Annotated in this window: 12 protein-coding genes and 4 pseudogenes; 8 read left to right on the top strand and 8 right to left on the bottom strand. The window is 44.7% G+C overall.

Annotated features, from left to right (window positions below):
- Positions 1-106 precede the first annotated feature (106 nt).
- The 5 genes from BACFIN_RS09025 (at position 107) to BACFIN_RS09005 (ending at position 6,599) form a co-directional block, all read left to right on the top strand.
- Positions 107-2,854, top strand: coding sequence for a SusC/RagA family TonB-linked outer membrane protein (locus BACFIN_RS09025; RefSeq protein ID WP_007753879.1), 2,748 nt, complete (start codon positions 107-109; stop codon positions 2,852-2,854).
- An 11-nt stretch (positions 2,855-2,865) separates the two neighbouring features.
- Positions 2,866-4,509, top strand: coding sequence for a RagB/SusD family nutrient uptake outer membrane protein (locus BACFIN_RS09020; RefSeq protein WP_374728459.1), 1,644 nt, complete (start codon positions 2,866-2,868; stop codon positions 4,507-4,509).
- A gap of 87 nt (positions 4,510-4,596) precedes the next feature.
- Positions 4,597-4,785 carry a type II toxin-antitoxin system HicA family toxin gene (locus tag BACFIN_RS09015; RefSeq protein WP_007753884.1) on the top strand — a complete coding sequence of 63 codons (189 nt, stop codon included), beginning with the start codon at positions 4,597-4,599 and terminating at the stop codon, positions 4,783-4,785.
- A gap of 36 nt (positions 4,786-4,821) precedes the next feature.
- Complete coding sequence (locus BACFIN_RS09010; RefSeq protein WP_004297896.1) at positions 4,822-5,214, top strand: type II toxin-antitoxin system HicB family antitoxin; 393 nt, start codon at positions 4,822-4,824, stop codon at positions 5,212-5,214.
- Positions 5,215-5,393: 179 nt separating this feature from the next.
- Positions 5,394-6,599, top strand: a complete 1,206-nt coding sequence (locus BACFIN_RS09005) for an IS256 family transposase (protein ID WP_007753888.1) — start codon at positions 5,394-5,396, stop codon at positions 6,597-6,599.
- A 171-nt stretch (positions 6,600-6,770) separates the two neighbouring features.
- On the opposite strand, the gene BACFIN_RS09000 is transcribed toward BACFIN_RS09005, so the two are convergent.
- The 3 genes and pseudogenes from BACFIN_RS09000 to BACFIN_RS08990 form a co-directional block, all read right to left on the bottom strand.
- Positions 6,771-7,910: a DNA alkylation repair protein gene (locus tag BACFIN_RS09000; RefSeq protein WP_007753889.1), complete on the bottom strand. Its 1,140-nt coding sequence runs from the start codon at positions 7,908-7,910 to the stop codon at positions 6,771-6,773.
- Between the two features lie 138 nt (positions 7,911-8,048).
- The gene (gene dnaJ, locus BACFIN_RS08995; protein ID WP_007753892.1) at positions 8,049-9,233 is read right to left on the bottom strand and encodes a molecular chaperone DnaJ; all 1,185 of its coding nucleotides are present in this window, start codon (positions 9,231-9,233) and stop codon (positions 8,049-8,051) included.
- A gap of 35 nt (positions 9,234-9,268) precedes the next feature.
- Positions 9,269-9,851, bottom strand: a pseudogene (locus BACFIN_RS08990) (nucleotide exchange factor GrpE).
- Positions 9,852-10,122: 271 nt separating this feature from the next.
- Between BACFIN_RS08990 and BACFIN_RS08985 the strand changes: the two are divergent.
- A complete protein-coding gene (locus BACFIN_RS08985) occupies positions 10,123-11,745 on the top strand; it encodes an ABC-F family ATP-binding cassette domain-containing protein (protein ID WP_007753894.1) in 1,623 nt (540 codons plus the stop codon).
- An 81-nt stretch (positions 11,746-11,826) separates the two neighbouring features.
- On the opposite strand, the gene BACFIN_RS23320 is transcribed toward BACFIN_RS08985, so the two are convergent.
- The 4 genes and pseudogenes from BACFIN_RS23320 to BACFIN_RS20815 all read right to left on the bottom strand — a co-directional run bounded on the left by BACFIN_RS23320 (position 11,827) and on the right by BACFIN_RS20815 (position 14,958).
- On the bottom strand, positions 11,827-11,970 hold the full coding sequence (locus tag BACFIN_RS23320) for a hypothetical protein (RefSeq protein ID WP_007753896.1): 144 nt from the start codon (positions 11,968-11,970) through the stop codon (positions 11,827-11,829).
- A pseudogene (locus tag BACFIN_RS08980) lies at positions 11,969-12,778 on the bottom strand (AAA family ATPase); the annotation flags it as partial. The pseudogene BACFIN_RS08980 and the gene BACFIN_RS23320, both read right to left, overlap by 2 nt.
- A 147-nt stretch (positions 12,779-12,925) precedes the next feature.
- On the bottom strand, positions 12,926-13,909 hold the full coding sequence (locus BACFIN_RS08975) for an alpha/beta hydrolase (protein WP_007753899.1): 984 nt from the start codon (positions 13,907-13,909) through the stop codon (positions 12,926-12,928).
- Positions 13,910-14,958, bottom strand: a pseudogene (locus BACFIN_RS20815) (leucine-rich repeat protein).
- 102 nt (positions 14,959-15,060) lie between these two features.
- Between BACFIN_RS20815 and BACFIN_RS08970 the strand changes: the two are divergent.
- The gene (locus tag BACFIN_RS08970; RefSeq protein ID WP_007753902.1) at positions 15,061-15,957 is read left to right on the top strand and encodes a CPBP family intramembrane glutamic endopeptidase; all 897 of its coding nucleotides are present in this window, start codon (positions 15,061-15,063) and stop codon (positions 15,955-15,957) included.
- On the opposite strand, the gene BACFIN_RS08965 is transcribed toward BACFIN_RS08970, so the two are convergent.
- On the bottom strand, positions 15,929-18,061 hold the full coding sequence (locus tag BACFIN_RS08965) for a Tex family protein (RefSeq protein WP_007753904.1): 2,133 nt from the start codon (positions 18,059-18,061) through the stop codon (positions 15,929-15,931). The genes BACFIN_RS08970 and BACFIN_RS08965 overlap by 29 nt on opposite strands.
- Positions 18,062-18,180: 119 nt before the next feature.
- On the opposite strand from BACFIN_RS08965, the pseudogene BACFIN_RS08960 reads away from it, so the two are divergent.
- Positions 18,181-18,576 (top strand): annotated as a pseudogene (locus BACFIN_RS08960) (two-component sensor histidine kinase); the annotation flags it as partial.

The following is an 18,576-nucleotide window of genomic DNA, read 5'->3' on the forward strand; positions in this document are numbered from 1 at the left end:
ACCGTGAGGTACTCCGTGTCCCAAAAATAAAAAAAGAAGGAATCCACTCAACCAGATTCCTTCTTTTTTTGTTATATTTATAGTATTACCTTAAAAACTAACAATTATGATACGACGACACGGTAAACTAACATTGCTCACTCTTCTTTTGTCGGCTTCGTGTAGTGGTATATTCGCTCAGGAGATACCCGTTACCACGCCCATAGACTCATTGATAACAGTTGGATATGCCACCGGAAGTTTGAAAACCCTCTCCGGTTCCGTAGAGAAGATTACGGAGACACAGATGAATAAGGACCAGATAACGAACCCTTTGGAAGCAATCCGCGGACGTGTGCCGGGCTTGACTATCCAACGCGGGTCAAATGGTCCGGCAGCCTTGGATGCAGTACGCCTGCGGGGAACTACCTCACTGACCAGTGGCAATGACCCTTTGATAATCGTCGACGGAGTATTTGGTGACTTGAGTATGCTCACCTCCATTTACCCTACGGATATTGAGAGCTTCACCATTCTGAAAGACGCTTCCGAAACCGCACAATACGGTTCACGAGGAGCTTCCGGTGTGATCGAGGTCACCACTAAAAAAGGAATGAGCGGCAGAACACAGGTAGCCTACAACGGTAGCTTCGGAATTTCCACCGTCTACAAGAATCTGAAAATGCTGTCCGGCGATGAGTACCGCCGTGTCGCTTCGGAACGCGGGATTTCCATTCTGGACAAAGGAAATAATACCGATTTTCAGAAAGAAATTGAACAGACAGGACTACAACAAAACCATCACATCGCCTTTTATGGCGGTTCCAGTGAGTCCAGCTATCGCGTTTCTCTTGGTTTCATGGATCGTCAGGGAGTGATTCTGAATGAAGACATGAAAAACTTCACTTCGAATATGAACATGAATCAGAAAATGTTCGACGGCTTCCTGAACTGCGAGCTGGGAATGTTCGGTTCCATTCAGAAGAATCATAATCTGGTGGATTATCAGAAAACGTTCTATTCGGCAGCCACATTCAACCCCACCTATCCCAACCATAAAGACCCCGTCACCAATTCTTGGGATGGAATAACAACCGCCAGTCAAATCACCAATCCATTGGCATGGATGGAAGTGCAGGACGATGATGCCACTTCGCACATCAGCACGCATGCCCGTCTGACTTTCAATCTACTGGAAGGGCTGAAACTTAACCTCTTCGGTGCCTATACCTATAATATCGTGGAAAATTCGCAATACCTCCCCACCTCCGTCTGGGCGAACGGCCAGGCTTACAAAGGAACCAAAAAGCGAGAATCCTTGCTGGGCAACATGATGCTGACCTATAAGAAAAACTGGAAAAAACATTTCTTTGACGTGTTGGCACTTGCCGAACTTCAAAAAGAAACCTACACGGGATATTATACAACAGTAAGCAATTTCAGCACCGACAAATTCGGGTATAATAATCTTCAGGCAGGCGCACTCCGTTTGTGGGAAGGCACTAATTCTTACTACGACCAACCCCGTCTGGCATCCTTCATGGGACGTTTCAACTATACATACGCCGACCGCTACGTACTGACGCTGAACGCCCGTACAGATGCTTCCTCCAAATTCGGGGCGAACCACAAATGGGGATTCTTCCCCTCCGCATCTGCCGCATGGGTGATTAGTGAAGAAGAATTTATGAAGCAGTTGCCGATGGTGGATAATCTGAAATTCCGTATTGGCTACGGTCTGGCAGGTAATCAGAGTGGGATTAACTCATACACTACATTGAACCTTGTAAAGCCGAACGGTGTAGTCCCCGTCGGAAACTCCGCCGTCGTATCTTTAGGAGACTTACGGAACACGAATCCCGACCTGAAATGGGAAGTGAAACATACCTTTAATACCGGTATCGACGTAGCTCTCTTCGGCAACCGCCTGCTGCTTTCCGCCAACTATTACAACTCTCGAACCACAGACATGCTTTACCTTTACAACGTAAGCGTACCGCCTTTCACCTATAACACCTTACTTGCCAACATCGGTTCCATGCGCAACTGGGGTACGGAAATCGCCATCGGCATCACCCCCTTGAAGATCAAGGATATGGAGCTGAATATCAATGCCAATATCACTTTCCAGCGCAACAAACTGCTCTCATTAAGCGGTATGTACAACGGCGAAATGCTTTCTGCTCCCGAATATAAAAGTCTTGCCAGCCTCGATGGAGCCGGCTTTCACGGAGGATACAACCACATCGTATATCAGATGGTGGGTCAACCGTTGGGCGTGTTCTATCTTCCCCATAGTACGGGACTGGAATCCGACGGAAACGGCGGATACACCTATGGCATCGCCGATCTGAATGGCGGAGGTGTCAGCCTTGAAGATGGTGAAGACCGCTACGTGGCAGGACAAGCCGTACCTAAAACGATTCTTGGCTCCAACATCAGTTTCCGCTACAAGCGTTTCGACCTGTCTTTGCAGGTTAACGGAGCTTTCGGACATAAAATTTACAACGGAACCTCCCTGACCTATATGAACATGAATATATTTCCCGACTATAACGTAATGAAGAAAGCCCCGAAACAGAACATCAAGGATCAAACCGCCACCGACTATTGGTTGGAAAAGGGAGATTATGTCAACTTCGACTATGTGACGCTGGGTTGGAACGTGCCGATTGAGAAAGTACAGAAACTGAAGAAATATGTCCGTTCCCTGCGTCTGGCATTTACAGTCAACAACCTGGCAACTATTTCCGGTTATTCGGGACTTTCACCTATGATTAACAGTTCAACGGTGAACTCCACTTTAGGCGTGGATGATAAACGGGGATATCCGTTGGCGCGGACGTATACACTGGGATTGAGTATTAACTTTTAATGGAGGAGGAGATGATGAAACAATATATGAAAAATAAAAGTCGGTTAGGATTCTTTCTGGCAATGTGCCTGGGTTTATTCTCATGTAGTAAGTTTTTGGAGGAAAATCCGAAAGATAAGTTACCCGAAGATGACGTTTACAATACAATCTCGGAAGTATATCTCAATGCAGTAGCTTCGCTTTATACATACGTAGGCGGTTATAGTGATAGTCAGGGATTGCAGGGAACGGGTAGGGGAGTCTACGACCTGAACACCTTTACCTCCGACGAAGCCATTATCCCCACCCGTGGAGGTGACTGGTATGACGGTGGTTTTTGGCAAGGACTTTACCTGCACGATTGGGGAATAGAGAATGATGCCATTCAGGCTACATGGGAATATCTCTATAAAGTCGTCATGTTAAGTAACAAATCACTGGAACGGATAGACAAATTCGCCGAAACTCATTCCGCTACGGAACTGCCGACATACCGTGCCGAAGTACGTGCCATGCGGGCTATGTATTATTATTACCTGATGGATTTGTTCGGACGCATCCCGCTAGTTCAATCCTCTTCCGTAGCAATGAAAGATGTAGTGCAAAGTGAACGGAAAACGGTCTTTGACTTTGTTGTCAAGGAATTGCAAGAGGCGGCTCCTTTGTTGAGCGATGCACATAGCAACCAGTCCGGCCCTTACTATGGCCGTATCACTCGCCCCGTGGTAACTTTCCTACTGGCCAAACTGGCTTTGAACTCCGAAGTTTATACAGACAATGATTGGACGGACGGACAACGCCCGGATGGAAAAAATATAAAGTTCACAGTGAACGGCTGCGAACTAAATGCCTGGGAAACAGTCATCTACTATTGTGACCAACTCAAGACTATGGGCTACAAACTGGAACCGGAATACGAAACGAATTTCTCTATATTCAACGAACCGTCCGTAGAGAATGTCTTCACTATCCCGATGAATAAAACTCTGTACACCAACCAGATGCAATATCTCTTCCGTTCCCGCCACTATAATCACGCCAAGGCTTACGGACTAAGCGGTGAGAACGGTCCCAGCGCCACCATTGAAGCCCTCGAAGCTTTCGGTTATGAAACCGCGGAACAAGATCCCCGTTTTGATATTTGCTATTTTGCAGGAACTGTCCACGACCTGAAAGGAAACATAATCAAACTGGATAATGGAACGGTACTGGAATATCTACCCTGGAAAGTATCTCTGGATATAACAGATACCCCATACGAACAAACCGCAGGAGCCCGCATGAAAAAGTATGAAGTCGACCCGACTGCCACAAAAGACGGTAAGTTGATGGAGAATGACATTGTATTGTTCCGCTATGCAGACGCTTTGTTGATGAAGAGTGAAGCGAAAGTCCGGAACGGAGCAAACGGAGATGAAGAACTCAATGAAGTTCGTAGCCGTGTCAACGCTTCTCCCCGCACTGCCACTTTAGAGAATATCCTTGCCGAACGTCAGCTGGAACTGGCTTGGGAAGGATGGAGGCGACAGGACTTAGTCCGCTTCGGGAAGTTTACAAGAGCTTACAGCAGCCGTCCGCAACTACCGGATGAGGCAAGTGGATATACAACTGTATTCCCTATACCGGAGAAAATACGGGTGATGAATGAGAGGTTGAAACAGAATCCGGGGTATTAGGAAGAAATCATAGTGAAAATATGAATACTTCTTTTGGTAGTGTTCATATAATTACTATATTTGTGCAGTAATTAAGTCCAAAGCGTTATGAGTTACAAATCAGTTAAAGACGTTGTAACTATGTTGCTGGAAAACGGTTTTGTTCTAAAAGGTCAGAAAGGTAGCCACATGAAGTTTGAGAAGAACGGTAGGGTAGTTATTGTACCGAATCATAATAGCAAAGGCGTTGAGAAAGGCACTTATTACAGCATTTTGAAACAAGCGGGGCTAAAGTAGCCCCCTTGTTTTCTGTAATTTAATATAGGAGGAGATATGAAAACAGTAGAAGTAATTGTGGAACACGCAGGAAAGAACTTGAGTGCTTATATTGAAGATGCTCCGGTTATCACTGTTGGCAATGACATGAGAGAGATTGAGGACAACATGCGAGAGGCGATTGAATTGTATTTGGAAGATAATTCCAATCCCTGTGAAGTATTGTCCGGAGAGTTTGAATTAAAATTCAAGATTGATGCTGCTACATTTATAAACTATTATAGCAACATCTTCACTAAAGCTGCATTGAGTCGGATTACGGGTATTAATGAACGGCAATTATGGCATTATGCTGCCGGAGTGCATAAGCCTCGCAGGCAACAACTTGAAAAAATACAAAAAGGTATTCAGGCTTTATCAAAGGAGTTATCGGCAATCAATTTATTGTAATACATAGAGTGCTATATATTCAACTTCCAGCTAGTGTGAGATAAAGACGAACCCAAATAAAAAATCCTCGATTTTCATCCGGAGAATGGGACTATCCATCTGATTGTGTAAATAGAAAACTACGGGATTTTTCTCGTAGTTTTTTTATTTATATATTAACTTTGTAAAAATCAGATTTTATGGACATTCCTAAAGAATTTTTAAGTAAAGAGTTTCTGTCCCAGTTTAAGACTGGCGAAGATGTTACTGCTTTCATGAAAGAGCTTCATACTCGTGTTTATGAACAAATGCTGGAAGCAGAGATGGATAACCATTTAGGTTATGAGAAACACTCCAATCAAGGAGATCATAGTGGCAACTCCCGCAATGGTAGTTATAGGAAGCAGATTCAAACCGAGATGGGTAAATCTGTTATTCAGGTTCCTCGTGATCGGGAAGGTGAATTTGAGCCTATTGTCGTTCCCAAGCATCAATCCCGCGGCTTATCTATCGAGCGTCTTGTCATCTCTCTTTATGCCAAAGGTATGAGCGTCGCTGATATTGAGTCGGAAATGCAGGAAATATACGGTATTAACCTCTCTACCTCCGCTATCTCCATTATCACCAATAAAGTTAGCCAGGCTGCAACAGAGTGGCAAAATCGTCCTTTGGACAGTTTATATATGATTGTCTGGATGGATGGCATCGTATTCAAAGTCAGAGAAAACGGCAAAGTGATCAACAAGACTGTTTACCTATGTGTAGGTCTGAATAAGGAAGGCTTGAAAGAAGTATTGGGTATGTGGATTGGCAAAAATGAGAGTGCCGCTTTCTGGATGGGCGTTTTAACAGATCTCAAAGCCCGTGGTGTAGAAGATATTCTGATTACAGTTACTGATAACCTGAATGGATTTACGGAAACCATCAAGAGTGTATTTCCTGCCTCTACTACTCAAATATGTGTGGTACACCAAATTAGAAACTCTTGTCGCTATGTCGTCTGGAAAGAAAAAAAGGAATTCACTGCCGATTTAAAGAACATCTATAATGCACCTACTAAAGAAGCAGCTGAGATGGAGTTGGATAACTTTGAGCAAAAATGGGGTGCTAAATATCCATATGCGATACGCTCATGGAGAAATAATTGGGAAGAACTGACCGTATTCTTTGATTTCCCCGTCGAGATTAGAAAGATTATCTATACCACTAATCTTATTGAAAATCTGAATGGGAAAATTAGAAAGTACACCAAAAATAAGCTATCATTTCCAAATGATGATGCACTGAAAAAATCTGTCTATCTGGCCATTAACGAAATCGAAAAGAAATGGTACCAACCTATTTGGAATTGGGCATTGATATTTAACCAATTTATTACTATATTTGAAAACAGGATTCAAGTATAAAACCCGAATCCTGAAGTTTTCTATTTACACAAAATTGTGGACAGTGCCCGGAGAATCGAGGATTTATATTTTCTGTTGCAACACTTGTATAGATAATAGCTAATGCAGAAATCCATATTATATGTAGTGTGGTTATTACCCGATCCAGTCGAATAACTCAATCCAATCAAATTACTCAATCAAATCGAAATCATATTTTTCAAATTCACTCCCATTGATTATTATAGCGATTTGATGAAGCCCGAGATGGAATTTTCTCGTCGTAACCACACGGAAAGAGTGTTTTCGCATTATTCGTGTGGTAGAATTCCCGGTATATTCTTTTTCGCTGATTTTATGAACTTTCTTCGTCAGCGTTCCATTTGCTTTTTGGTAATAAATACCATATTCAAGCCGTATTTTGATTGTCTTATTGCTATGATTCAACAAGTTAAAACCAAACTCCAACGAATCTCCGACTTTAACCTTAGGACTTGAAATCTGAAAATCCTCCACACTAATATTATTTCTGATAGAATCAAAGCCAAACAACTCCATCACCTCTGGATTCCCTTGCTTTAAGAGCGTCCGGCAACCGTGTTTAATAATCCAGTCTACCTCTTTCGATTCCCCCTTCCATTTCTTTGCCAAATCAATGACAATTTCCGGATTATCTTTCGCAATATCATTCAAATTATTGGCAACGCTCAACCGTACAAATCTTGCCGGATCATTTTTAAGATTCTCCAAAATAGGAATAATAGGTGTCGGATCTTTCTTCAGATTCGGCAAAGCCATCGCCCAAGGTAAACGCGGACGGCAACCTTCTGACGCAAGCCGCCTTACTCCCCAATGCTCATGTTTCGACCAAACCAACATCTGCTTCATCATTTTATCCGGATATTTTATTATAAAAGGATGAGTCACAAATTCGCAACTTGTGAACTGTGTGATTTTCTCTATCGCCTTGACAGACGTTTCATAATCATCCAACCCATATTGCTCGACATAATTATTCAGAATCACCCCATACTCCAGCATCAATCCAAACTTCGTATCGTCTATCACCGAAAAATCAGGCCGCGTATTTTTTACATGATCCAATAACTCAAGAATCTTAGTGATCGCCTCTTTGTAATCTGTCGGCAAAAACTTTTTCAGAATGCTAGTGATATGTATCCAGCGCTGTTTTAGTTCCCTGCCTTCCCATTCATCATCCATTATTTGAGAAACAAACCCGTGAGCATCAAAATCATCGATAACAAGTCTCAAATCTTTCGTAAACAGATCGAAAAATTGCTTGTTGTACATATTCTTAAAAGGTTCTGCCATACTTGAAGTCTATATTTAGTATCCATTTATTTGCTACACAAATATATGTCTTTTTTTTAAAAGGACAAGCCCTAAAAACAGAAGTGAGCCACAAAAAAGATTGCAGCTCACTTATACCTTATATATTATAGCAAAAAATTAATCGAAGAAACTCTTGAACTTCTTGAAAATCTTCTCCTTCACCGACGTGTTAGGTTTGAAGTTGTCCGAAGCCTCCATCTTTTCGAGCGTGCTCTTTTCCTCTTTATTGAGCGCTTCCGGCACATAGATACTGATGTTGACGAGTAAATCCCCCGTTCCGTACCCGTTCACATTCGGCAATCCCTTGCCGCGCAAACGAAGCACCTTACCCGGTTGAGTACCCGAATCAATTTTCACTTTCACTTTGCCATCGATAGTCGGAATTTCTACAGCTCCGCCCAGAGCAGCAGTCGGGAAACTAAGCAACAGATTATAAATCAAATCATTATCGTCGCGAATCAAGTCCTGATGCGGTTCTTCCTCTACGAGAATCAGCAAGTCGCCTGCCACACCGTTGTGTTTGCCGGCATTTCCTTTGCCACCCATAGAAAGCTGCATACCCTCTGCCACTCCGGCAGGGATTTTCACCGATACCACTTCTTCACCGTAAATGATTCCGTCGCCACCACATTTCTTACATTTGTTCTTGATAATCTTACCCTCACCGCCACAAGTAGAACAAGTGACGCAAGTCTGCATAGTGCCCAGAATAGTCTGCTGGTTACGGATCACGGAGCCGCTACCCTTACACGTAGGACAAGTCTCCGAACCACCGTCACCTTCGGCACCCGTACCATGACACTGGTCACACGGCACATATTTTTTGAGTTTAAACTTCTTTTCTACTCCGGTAGAGATCTCCTTCAACGTCAGCTTCACTTTCACACGAAGGTCACTGCCGCGATACCGGCGTTGCTGTGAACCGCTACCACCGCCAAATCCGCTAAACCCTCCGAAGCCTCCCCCGAAACCGCCGCGGCCACCGAAGATGTCGCCAAACATAGAGAAAATGTCATCCATTGACATGCTTTCGCCACTGAAACCGCCGAACGGCCCTCCATTTCCTGCCGCACCGCTCACTCCCGCATGACCGAACTGGTCATAACGCGAACGTTTTTCCGGATTGCTCAATACATCATACGCTTCCGCAGCTTCCTTAAACTTCTCTTCCGCCTCCTTATCGCCAGGATTCTTGTCGGGATGATATTGAATCGCTTTTTTGCGGTAAGCCTTTTTTATTTCTTCTACTGTGGCCGTCTTTGTCACCTCCAGTACTTCGTAATAGTCTCTTTTTTCTGCCATGCTTCTTTAAAAAAAATGAGTTTTATGGGTTGTCCTTATTCCCCTACTACCACTTTAGCGTGGCGGAGCACTTTGTCGTTCAATGTATAACCCGTTTGTACACAATCCAGAATCTTACCTTTCTGTTCCTCAGATGGTGCAGGGATTACTGCGATGGCTTCGTGATAATCGGTATCCAACGGCTGGTCTTTAGTCTCGATAACCTTTACACCGTTTTGTCCCAATACAGCCATGAATTTATTATAAATCAGCTCGACACCTTCTTTCACGGCACTCACATCGGTTGCCGTCTCCATCGTTTTGATGGCACGCTCGAAGTCATCCACTATCGGAAGAATGCTGCTGAGACTTTTTTCTCCACCGTTCAGAATCAGTTCCGCCTTTTCCTTCATGGTGCGTTTACGATAATTGTCGAACTCGGCGGACAAGCGCAGATATTTGTCTTTCTGCTCATCAATAGTCTCCTGAGCCTTTTCCAATTCCTTTTCCAACTCCTCTTCGTGCGTCAGTGGAGCCGCCTCTTCAGCTTGTTCGTTTTGCGGTTGTTCATCCGCACCGTTCTGAGTTTCTTCAACATTCAGTTCTTCTTCCTTCACTTTTTTTTTCTTTTGGATCCATTTTGGTATTTACTATTTAACTAGTTACTATTTATTGTTTAAAAACACGTTATCTTTTAGAGATACCGTCTATTCGACATACTGGACTGACCGGATGTCATTAGTTTTGCTTGCAAAAACTTTGCCAAGTCGGTGTTTTTGCCAGAAAACGCAGCAAAGGTAACACTTTTATGTCAGATTGGCACATATCGGATAGCTCATAATTCATTTTAAATGTCTACCTTTGCACGCTAAAACAATAAGTAGTAACTAGTAAAATAGTAAATAATAAGATGATTACAGTTTCAAACGTTTCGGTACAGTTTGGTAAAAGAGTGTTGTTTAATGACGTAAACCTGAAGTTTACAAGTGGTAACTGTTATGGTATTATCGGTGCGAACGGTGCGGGAAAATCTACGTTTCTCCGTACGATTTACGGAGATCTGGACCCTACAACAGGTACGATTGCGCTCGGACCAGGCGAACGTCTCTCAGTGTTGAGTCAGGACCACTTTAAGTGGGATTCATATACCGTCATGGATACCGTCATGATGGGACATACCGTGTTGTGGGACATCATGAAGCAACGTGAAGAATTGTATGCAAAAGAAGATTTCACAGACGAAGACGGACTGAAAGTATCCGAATTGGAAGAAAAATTTGCCGAGTTGGACGGATGGAATGCCGAAAGTGACGCAGCCATGTTGCTGAGCGGATTGGGCATTAAAGAAGACAAACACTATACATTGATGGGTGAACTGAGCGGTAAAGAAAAAGTTCGTGTCATGCTGGCTCAGGCGTTGTACGGAAACCCGGACAATCTTTTGCTCGACGAACCTACCAACGACTTGGATATGGAGACGGTAACCTGGTTGGAGGAATATCTTTCCAATTTCGAACATACGGTATTGGTGGTGAGTCACGACCGTCACTTCCTCGACTCTGTATGTACGCACACCGTAGATATTGACTATGGAAAAATCAATATGTTTGCCGGTAACTATAGCTTCTGGTACGAATCCAGCCAGTTGGCTCTCCGTCAGCAGCAGAACCAGAAGGCAAAGGCAGAAGAGAAGAAGAAAGAGTTGGAAGAGTTTATCCGTCGGTTCAGTGCGAACGTAGCGAAGAGCAAGCAGACTACTAGTCGTAAGAAAATGCTTGAGAAGTTGAATATAGAAGAAATCAAACCTTCTTCACGTAAGTATCCGGGCATTATTTTTACTCCTGAACGCGAGCCGGGCAATCAGATTCTGGAAGTTTCCGGATTGAGCAAGAAGACGGAAGAAGGCGTAGTGCTCTTCAACGACGTGAACTTCAATGTAGAGAAAGGTGACAAGGTGGTATTCCTGTCACGTAATCCGCGTGCGATGACTGCTTTCTTCGAAATTATCAACGGAAACATGAAACCGGATGCAGGTACCTTCAGCTGGGGGGTAACCATCACCACTGCTTACCTGCCGCTGGATAACACCGATTTCTTCAATACCGATCTGAACCTGGTAGACTGGTTGAGCCAGTTTGGAGAAGGCAACGAGGTATATATGAAAGGCTTCCTCGGCCGTATGCTTTTCTCCGGCGAAGAGGTGCTGAAGAAAGTAAGCGTACTCTCCGGAGGTGAGAAGATGCGTTGTATGATTGCCCGTATGCAGCTGCGTAATGCAAACTGCCTCATTCTGGACACTCCGACCAACCATCTGGACTTAGAATCTATTCAGGCTTTCAATAACAACCTGAAGACATATAAAGGAAATATCCTTTTCTCATCTCATGACCACGAATTTATCCAGACCGTTGCCAACCGCATCATCGAACTGACACCGAACGGTATCATTGACAAGATGATGGAATATGACGAATATATCACTTCCGACCATATTAAGGAATTGCGGGCGAAGATGTACGGTGACAAATTGTAATTTCACCACGGAGGACGCAGAGGTTGTTATTCAGAAATAATTAGAGTCTCTGTGTCCTCCGTGTCCTCTGTGGTTGTTCTATTATGATACTTCTTCCATCAGCACCAGCTCCCAGCTTCTCCATACGACCGTTGTCAGTTTCAGTTTCCCTTTCTGACGGGCTTCCGCCACACATTCGTCCTTGCTATAACGGATCAGCTGCTCCCGCGCTTCATCTACAATCAATCTCTTTAGGTTTGGCTCCGTGCAATATCAATGACTTCATGCAGTAGAGCACCATGTCCGAGTTGAACATACAATCCGTTAATTTATTTTCACCGAAGCAATAATTGTCATAGTTTGGTTTCATCATTGCCACCGTGTCGTCTATGGACATAGGAAGAACTCCTTGTTCTTTATAATACGCCAGCATTTCCCGCAGCTCCTTCTCGCTGAACCCCACCAGGTCGTTAAACCAGGGATCGTTTGTGATATTCGTTCCTATGTTGAATCCGCTTGTCACGTCGTCCATCGTTACCGGGCTGACTCCCGTGATAAACAGTCTGTTGACGGCGGATCCCATTCCCGTGGTGGCGGCTTTGATTACATTGAAGAATCTCCGGATATACCCTTCACCATGCATCGCTTTCCGATATAAGTCCATTCCGTAAGTCGATAGGATGGTATTCGTGAAATTATCGTATTCATCGATCAGTAGATATATTTTGATGTCCCCTTTGCGGGTGGCGTAAGTGTTGATGGCTGATAAAAAAGCGCCGGGCTCTTCTTTTGTTTTTTCATCCAGCACTTTCCAGATGTTTTTTCCCAGCAAATGTTCGTACCTGTAAACAAAATCAGAAAGCTTCCCGCAGCAATGCATCCGGAAAGATTCCTCCACCTCATTGATATTTCCCGAAGCGTCGGGGCGGATGAGGAAGAGATAAGACGGCTGCATTTCTATCTTTTCGATAAACATTGTCTTATCCACATAATAATAGTTTTCTTTTTGGATGCGTCCGAAATCCGTCAATCCGTATGGTATTTGTTTCATCATATCGCGATTCCCTTCTTTAATTCATATCGAAGCAAATATACGGAAAACGATGAAAGGGCATTTTTAAAGCTACTTATTTATTCGTTTATTTGTTATTTTGTAAGAAAACAGCTATTTTTATCTCCATTGTTGAGTTTTGATTAGTTTTTATTTGCCAAGAAACTCCACTGTATACTTCACTGCTTCATTGAAAGCTGTTTCTTGACCGGGCACAGTGATAAACAAATGCACTGCCGAGGGAAATTCGAGTCGGGTAGCATTTACGCCAAGAGAGGTGATACGGTCGATAAACTCTTTCCCTTGACAAGCCAGGATATCTCGTCCGGCTGCGATAAGGAGTGTGCGAGGTAGTTTTTTCAAGGTTTTGTCTGTAGCCGACATGGGGGATATTTCCGGATTGTGTATCCTGTCGGGTGATGGTTCATAACTTTGGTTGAACGCTTCCATTAAGTCTCCGTCCAGCCCGAATCCCTTGTCGTACTTCTGCCATGAAGGGGTATGGTCATTCCATGCCTTCACAACGGGATAGAAAAGCAAAAGCCCCGCTATATCCCCTTCGTTCATTCTCAATGTGGAAGAAATGGCGAGATTGCCGCCGGAACTATCACCGCCTACCATAATCCGGTTGGGAGAACATCCCCAACGGGCTGCATTCTTTATTGCAAATCTGATAGCTTCCTCACAATCGTCAAGCGGTGTCGGATAAGGGTATTCGGGGGATAAACGATAGTCAACAGCGAGGACACTTATGCCGCTTCTAGAACAGACTTCGCTGCAAAACCGGGCACAACTGTTCAAACTGCCGATTGTCCATCCTCCGCCATGCAGATAGATAAGCAATGTATTGTTGGTGGAAGTGGTAGGGGTGTAAAGCCTCAGATTACCGGCGGGCTCTGTCACTTTTACATTTGCGGGATAAGTAGGTTTGCTATTACGCGTATTTCTTACATTTTCCAACTTCTTCGTATTTCCGTTGATAGCTGTAAATATAGCGTCACGCTGTGTGGGTTGCAGCGTCGGACTCATCTGTGCCATGAACGCATCTGCCTCTTTCCACATCACTGAGTCTTTGGGCTCGTCAGCGACGGGTATCCCCATGAGAGATACCGCCATTATCGTTGTTAGAATCATTTAGTTCTTATAAATCAACTTGCTCGGCACTCCTTCGCCAAACAAACTGTCTCCGACGGTCGTAATCTTATCTCCAGTAGCCACTACATAGCGAAGATTGTCGCATCCCATAAATGCGCCGAACTCAATAGCCGTCACACCGGCGGGAAGTTCCAATGTGCCGCACAGACGGCCGCAATTACTGAATACACGTTGACCGATGGATTTCAGATTGCGGGGTAGTTTTATTTTCAGCAGGTATTTTTTCTGTGAGAAAGTGAAGTCGGGGATGGCCGTTGCGTTTGTTTTTGAAATGTCGACCGCTACCAGATTCGGCATATAGTCGCGAATTAGTTTGAAATCGGCGTTGTCTAGTTTGCCTTCTACAGTCAGGAAATTGATGTCTCTAGGTTGTAATCCGGCTTTCAGAATCTCTTCTTCCAATTTGCCCATCAGTCCCACTTGCAGGGTTGCTTCTACCGGTTCACCCTCGATGAAAGCGAAGTTCTGCCATCTGTCCTTATTACGGTAAGAATCGCTGCTGCCTAGAGGTACGAAGATTGCGGTAACGCTGTCCGCCAACGCTTCCGGCAACAGATTGGGGGCTGTCTTTTTGCGAATCTGACAGATTCTCAAGTTTTCGCAACCTTTGAAGGCTGCATCCTCTATGTTTTTGGTTTTTCCGAAAGTATTATCTTCTCCAACGTCTTTTTGCCTTTGGTTACTCCGTCTACAACATTTGAGAATGCGTATGCGGGAATGAAATTCGGCATATAAATGTAGAATTTCCCGTTGGGATAAGTGCCCGCCTTGCCGCTGTACATCTTAATCTCGGCATTCGAGATGTCCAATACTTTTAGACTGGCGAATTCGTCACGCAGATGTCGGAAGTCTTCTGCATTCAGCTTGCCGGTCAGGGTGAGATGGGTGACGGTGTTGGCTTCCTCCTCCGTCATCATGGAAATAAGTGTGCCGGGTTTGCTTACATAATAGGTTTTACTCACTTGTGCTACTGCTCCTAAAGCGTTGGTTGCCAATAAAAAGCTTATCAATAGTAGTTTAATTTTCATAATCATGCGAATTTGTTCTGACAAATATAGGAAAAAACGAAATTATATGGTGTTTTTTTATGTTTTATATCTAATTTTGCAGGTGGATTAACAAATTGTAAAATGACGGCAGAAGATATTGTGGAGAAAAAAGAACCTAAGAGACTTCCTGTATGGGCGTGTATCCCATTGTTTATAGGAATATTTTTCATATTTATGGGATTGTACGGCACGCTGGCGAGAGGATTTTTGTCGATGGTGCTTGGAGTGGAAGCCCGTCATCCGGGATTGGTGGGGTATATTTTACTGGAAAGCAGTATGCTGCTGGCTGTTCTCACTGCCGCTGCTATCATGTTACGTTTTGAACGCTGTCCGTTCTCTGACTTGGGGCTGTCCGTCAGAGGACATACGAAAGGGTTGTGGTACGGGTTTCTGATGGCTGTCCTGTTGTATGTGGTAGGCTTCGGTCTGTCGTTGGCTATGGGCGAAGTGGAAGTAGTCGGTTTTCAGTTCAAGACTTGGGATTTGGCGGGAGCGTGGGTGTTTTTCCTGCTTGTCGCGGTGTTTGAAGAGATTCTGATGCGTGGCTATATATTGGGACGTTTATTACATACTCGTTTGAATAAATTCCTTTCCCTGTTTATCTCGGCATCGTTATTCGCATTCCTGCATATTTTTAATCCTGAAATAAATGCCTTGCCGATGATCAACCTTTTGCTGGCAGGCATGTTGCTGGGTGCTCCTTATTTATATACGCGGAACCTTTGTTTCCCGATTTCCCTCCATCTTTTCTGGAATTGGATACAAGGTCCGGTTCTGGGCTATCAGGTGAGCGGCAACAATTTTGTATCTACTATGCTGAAACTGAATATGCCCGAAAAGAATGTGCTGAATGGCGGAGCCTTCGGTTTTGAAGGCTCGCTCATTTGCACGGTACTGATGATTCTGTTTACTGTTCTTATTATCTGGTGGGGTGAGAAAAGAACGGCGATCAGTCTTGCGGTACACCGATCATGCTAAGCTGAATCCGTTTGCGGTCGGTATCTACGTTCATCACTCTGACCATGACATGCTGGTGGATGGAAACGATTTCCGTAGGATCGGAAATGTAACGTTCCGCCAATTGGGAGAGGTGTACAAGACCGTTCTCCTTGATACCTATATCGACGAAAGCTCCGAAATTGGTGATGTTTCCTACAATGCCCGGAAGAATCATACCTTCGCGCAAATCGGCTATGGTACGTACATTCTTGTCGAACTCAAATACTTTGATGGTTTTTCGCGGGTCGCGTCCGGGCTTTTCGAGTTCCTGCATAATATCCTGTAAGGTAGGCAGGCCGACGATGGGAGTGACGTAATTGGAGATATTGATTTTCCGGCGGAGTTCCTTGTCGGCTATCAACTCATTGACAGTGCATTTCAGATCTTTTGCCATCTGTTCCACAATATGGTAACTTTCCGGATGTACGGCCGTATTGTCGAGCGGATTCTTTGCTCCGGGAATACGGAGGAACCCAGCACACTGCTCGAAAGCTTTGGCGCCCATACGCGGAACTTTCATCAGTTCTTTGCGGGAGTTGAAGGCTCCATTCTCGGCACGATAATTGACGATATTTTGCGCCAGTTGAGGACCTAATCCGGAAATGTAAGTCAACAGATGGCTACTGGCTGTATTCAGGTTCACTCCTACGAGGTTTACGCAATTTTCTACGGTCTGGTCGAGCGCTTTCTTTAATTTCGTCTGGTCTACATCATGCTGATACTGACCGACTCCGATGGACTTGGGATCTATCTTGACTAATTCCGCCAACGGATCCATCAGACGGCGGCCGATGGAAACGGCTCCTCTGACCGTCACGTCGTAGTCCGGAAATTCGTCGCGGGCGATCTTGGAAGCCGAATAGATGGAAGCCCCCTGTTCGCTGACTACAAATACAGGAATCTGACGGTCGAATGTCTGTTGGTTGATAAAGTCCTCCGTTTCGCGGCTGGCTGTTCCGTTGCCGATGGAGATAGCTTCGATCTGGTAGGCTTCGACCATCTTACGGAGTTTCGAAGCGGCTTCACCGGTCTTGCCGACCGGAGGATGCGGATAAATGTTTTCATTATGCAGCAGATTACCTTGAGCGTCGAGACAAACAACCTTGCAACCGGTACGGAAACCGGGATCGATGGCGAGTACCCGCTTCTGTCCCAATGGGGCGGCAAGGAGTAGCTGGCGGAGGTTCTCCGTGAAGACGCGGATGGCTTCGTCGTCGGCTTTCTCTTTTGATTGTGCGGCAAATTCCGTTTCGATGGAAGGTTTAAGCAGACGTTTGTAGGCGTCGATAGCAGCCTCGCTCACTTGCTCGCTACATTCATTGTTACCACGTACGAATTGGCGTTCCAGACGTTCGATGCACGCCTCGTCGTCCGGAGTGATGGACACTTTCAGCAGCCCTTCGGCTTCGGCACGGCGGATGGCAAGCAGGCGATGGGAAGTGCAGCGTTTCAAAGGTTCGGAAAAGTCGAAATAGTCTCGGTATTTGGCGGCCTCTTCTTCTTTGCCTTTAACTACTTTAGCGTTGATTTCCGCTTGGCGGCTGAATTGATTGCGGACAGCATTACGGGCACGTTCGTCTTCGTTCACTTGCTCGGCTATGATATCGCGAGCCCCTTTCAACGCGTCTTCCACGTCTTTTACCTCTCCCTTGACGAATGAGGCGGCACGGGCACTCAGGTTGTTTTCCCTCTGTAATAGCAGTAGGGTGGCAAGCGGCTCCAACCCTTTCTGACGGGCGGCTTCGGCACGTGTCTTACGTTTGGGCTTGTAGGGGAGGTAGATATCCTCCAGTTCTGTCGGATTCCAGGTGTCGTTGATACGTTTCTTCAGCTCGGCGGTGAGTTTTCCTTGTTCGGTGATGGTGCCGAGAATAGTCTCTTTCCGTTTGGCTATGTCGCACAACTTATCATGTTGCTCTTTGATCTGTTCTATCTGAACTTCATCCAGCCCGCCTGTAGCTTCTTTGCGGTAGCGGCTGATGAAAGGAATCGTAGCGCCTTCACCCAGAAGGTGGAGGGTACTGCTTATTTGTTTTTCCGATATGCCTGACAGTCCGGAAATCATCTTGTGAAATAATTCCATAAATTGTATTTTTTGAGAATAAATGAGCGACAAAAATACACATTAATCCGTTAAAACCGACAAGTTTTGCTATATTTGCAACCTAAATAAATAAGTAAGCACATCAAAACTGCATAACTATGCCCAGATATTCAGGATGTCTTTTTGCTTTCTTCCTTTGGCTATCCCTGTCAATGGAGGTCCTTGCAACCTCTAAGGATATGAATCCTATTCTAATTATTTGTTCCTATAATCCGGCTGCCCATCAGACTTCAGTTACTATTTCCGATTATATGGAGGGATATACCAGACTGGGAGGGAAACGTGATATTATTATTGAGAATATGAACTGCAAGAGTTTCTCGGAAGCTCCTTTATGGAGTGGTATGATGACGCAAATCCTTGCTAAATATCGAGGGGGGGAAGCAGCAACCGGCACAAATTATATTGTTAGGACAGGAGGCGTGGGCGGCTTATCTGTCTCAAAGGGATTCGATGCGGGTGAAAGTTCCGGTAATGTGTAGTCTGGTCAGCAG

It is taken from the genome of Bacteroides finegoldii DSM 17565, from assembly GCF_000156195.1.
Classification (GTDB): Bacteria; Bacteroidota; Bacteroidia; order Bacteroidales; family Bacteroidaceae; genus Bacteroides; species Bacteroides finegoldii.

Bases quoted from the DNA above. Each gene is read 5' to 3' on its own strand.
- BACFIN_RS09025 (WP_007753879.1), top strand. From the start codon at position 107: ATGATACGACGACACGGTAAACTAACATTGCTCACTCTTCTTTTGTCG.
- BACFIN_RS09020 (WP_374728459.1), top strand. From the start codon at position 2,866: ATGATGAAACAATATATGAAAAATAAAAGTCGGTTAGGATTCTTTCTG.
- BACFIN_RS09015 (WP_007753884.1), top strand. From the start codon at position 4,597: ATGAGTTACAAATCAGTTAAAGACGTTGTAACTATGTTGCTGGAAAAC.
- BACFIN_RS09010 (WP_004297896.1), top strand. From the start codon at position 4,822: ATGAAAACAGTAGAAGTAATTGTGGAACACGCAGGAAAGAACTTGAGT.
- BACFIN_RS09005 (WP_007753888.1), top strand. From the start codon at position 5,394: ATGGACATTCCTAAAGAATTTTTAAGTAAAGAGTTTCTGTCCCAGTTT.
- BACFIN_RS09000 (WP_007753889.1), bottom strand. From the start codon at position 7,910: ATGGCAGAACCTTTTAAGAATATGTACAACAAGCAATTTTTCGATCTG.
- dnaJ (WP_007753892.1), bottom strand. From the start codon at position 9,233: ATGGCAGAAAAAAGAGACTATTACGAAGTACTGGAGGTGACAAAGACG.
- BACFIN_RS08985 (WP_007753894.1), top strand. From the start codon at position 10,123: ATGATTACAGTTTCAAACGTTTCGGTACAGTTTGGTAAAAGAGTGTTG.
- BACFIN_RS08975 (WP_007753899.1), bottom strand. From the start codon at position 13,909: ATGATTCTAACAACGATAATGGCGGTATCTCTCATGGGGATACCCGTC.
- BACFIN_RS08970 (WP_007753902.1), top strand. From the start codon at position 15,061: ATGACGGCAGAAGATATTGTGGAGAAAAAAGAACCTAAGAGACTTCCT.
- BACFIN_RS08965 (WP_007753904.1), bottom strand. From the start codon at position 18,061: ATGGAATTATTTCACAAGATGATTTCCGGACTGTCAGGCATATCGGAA.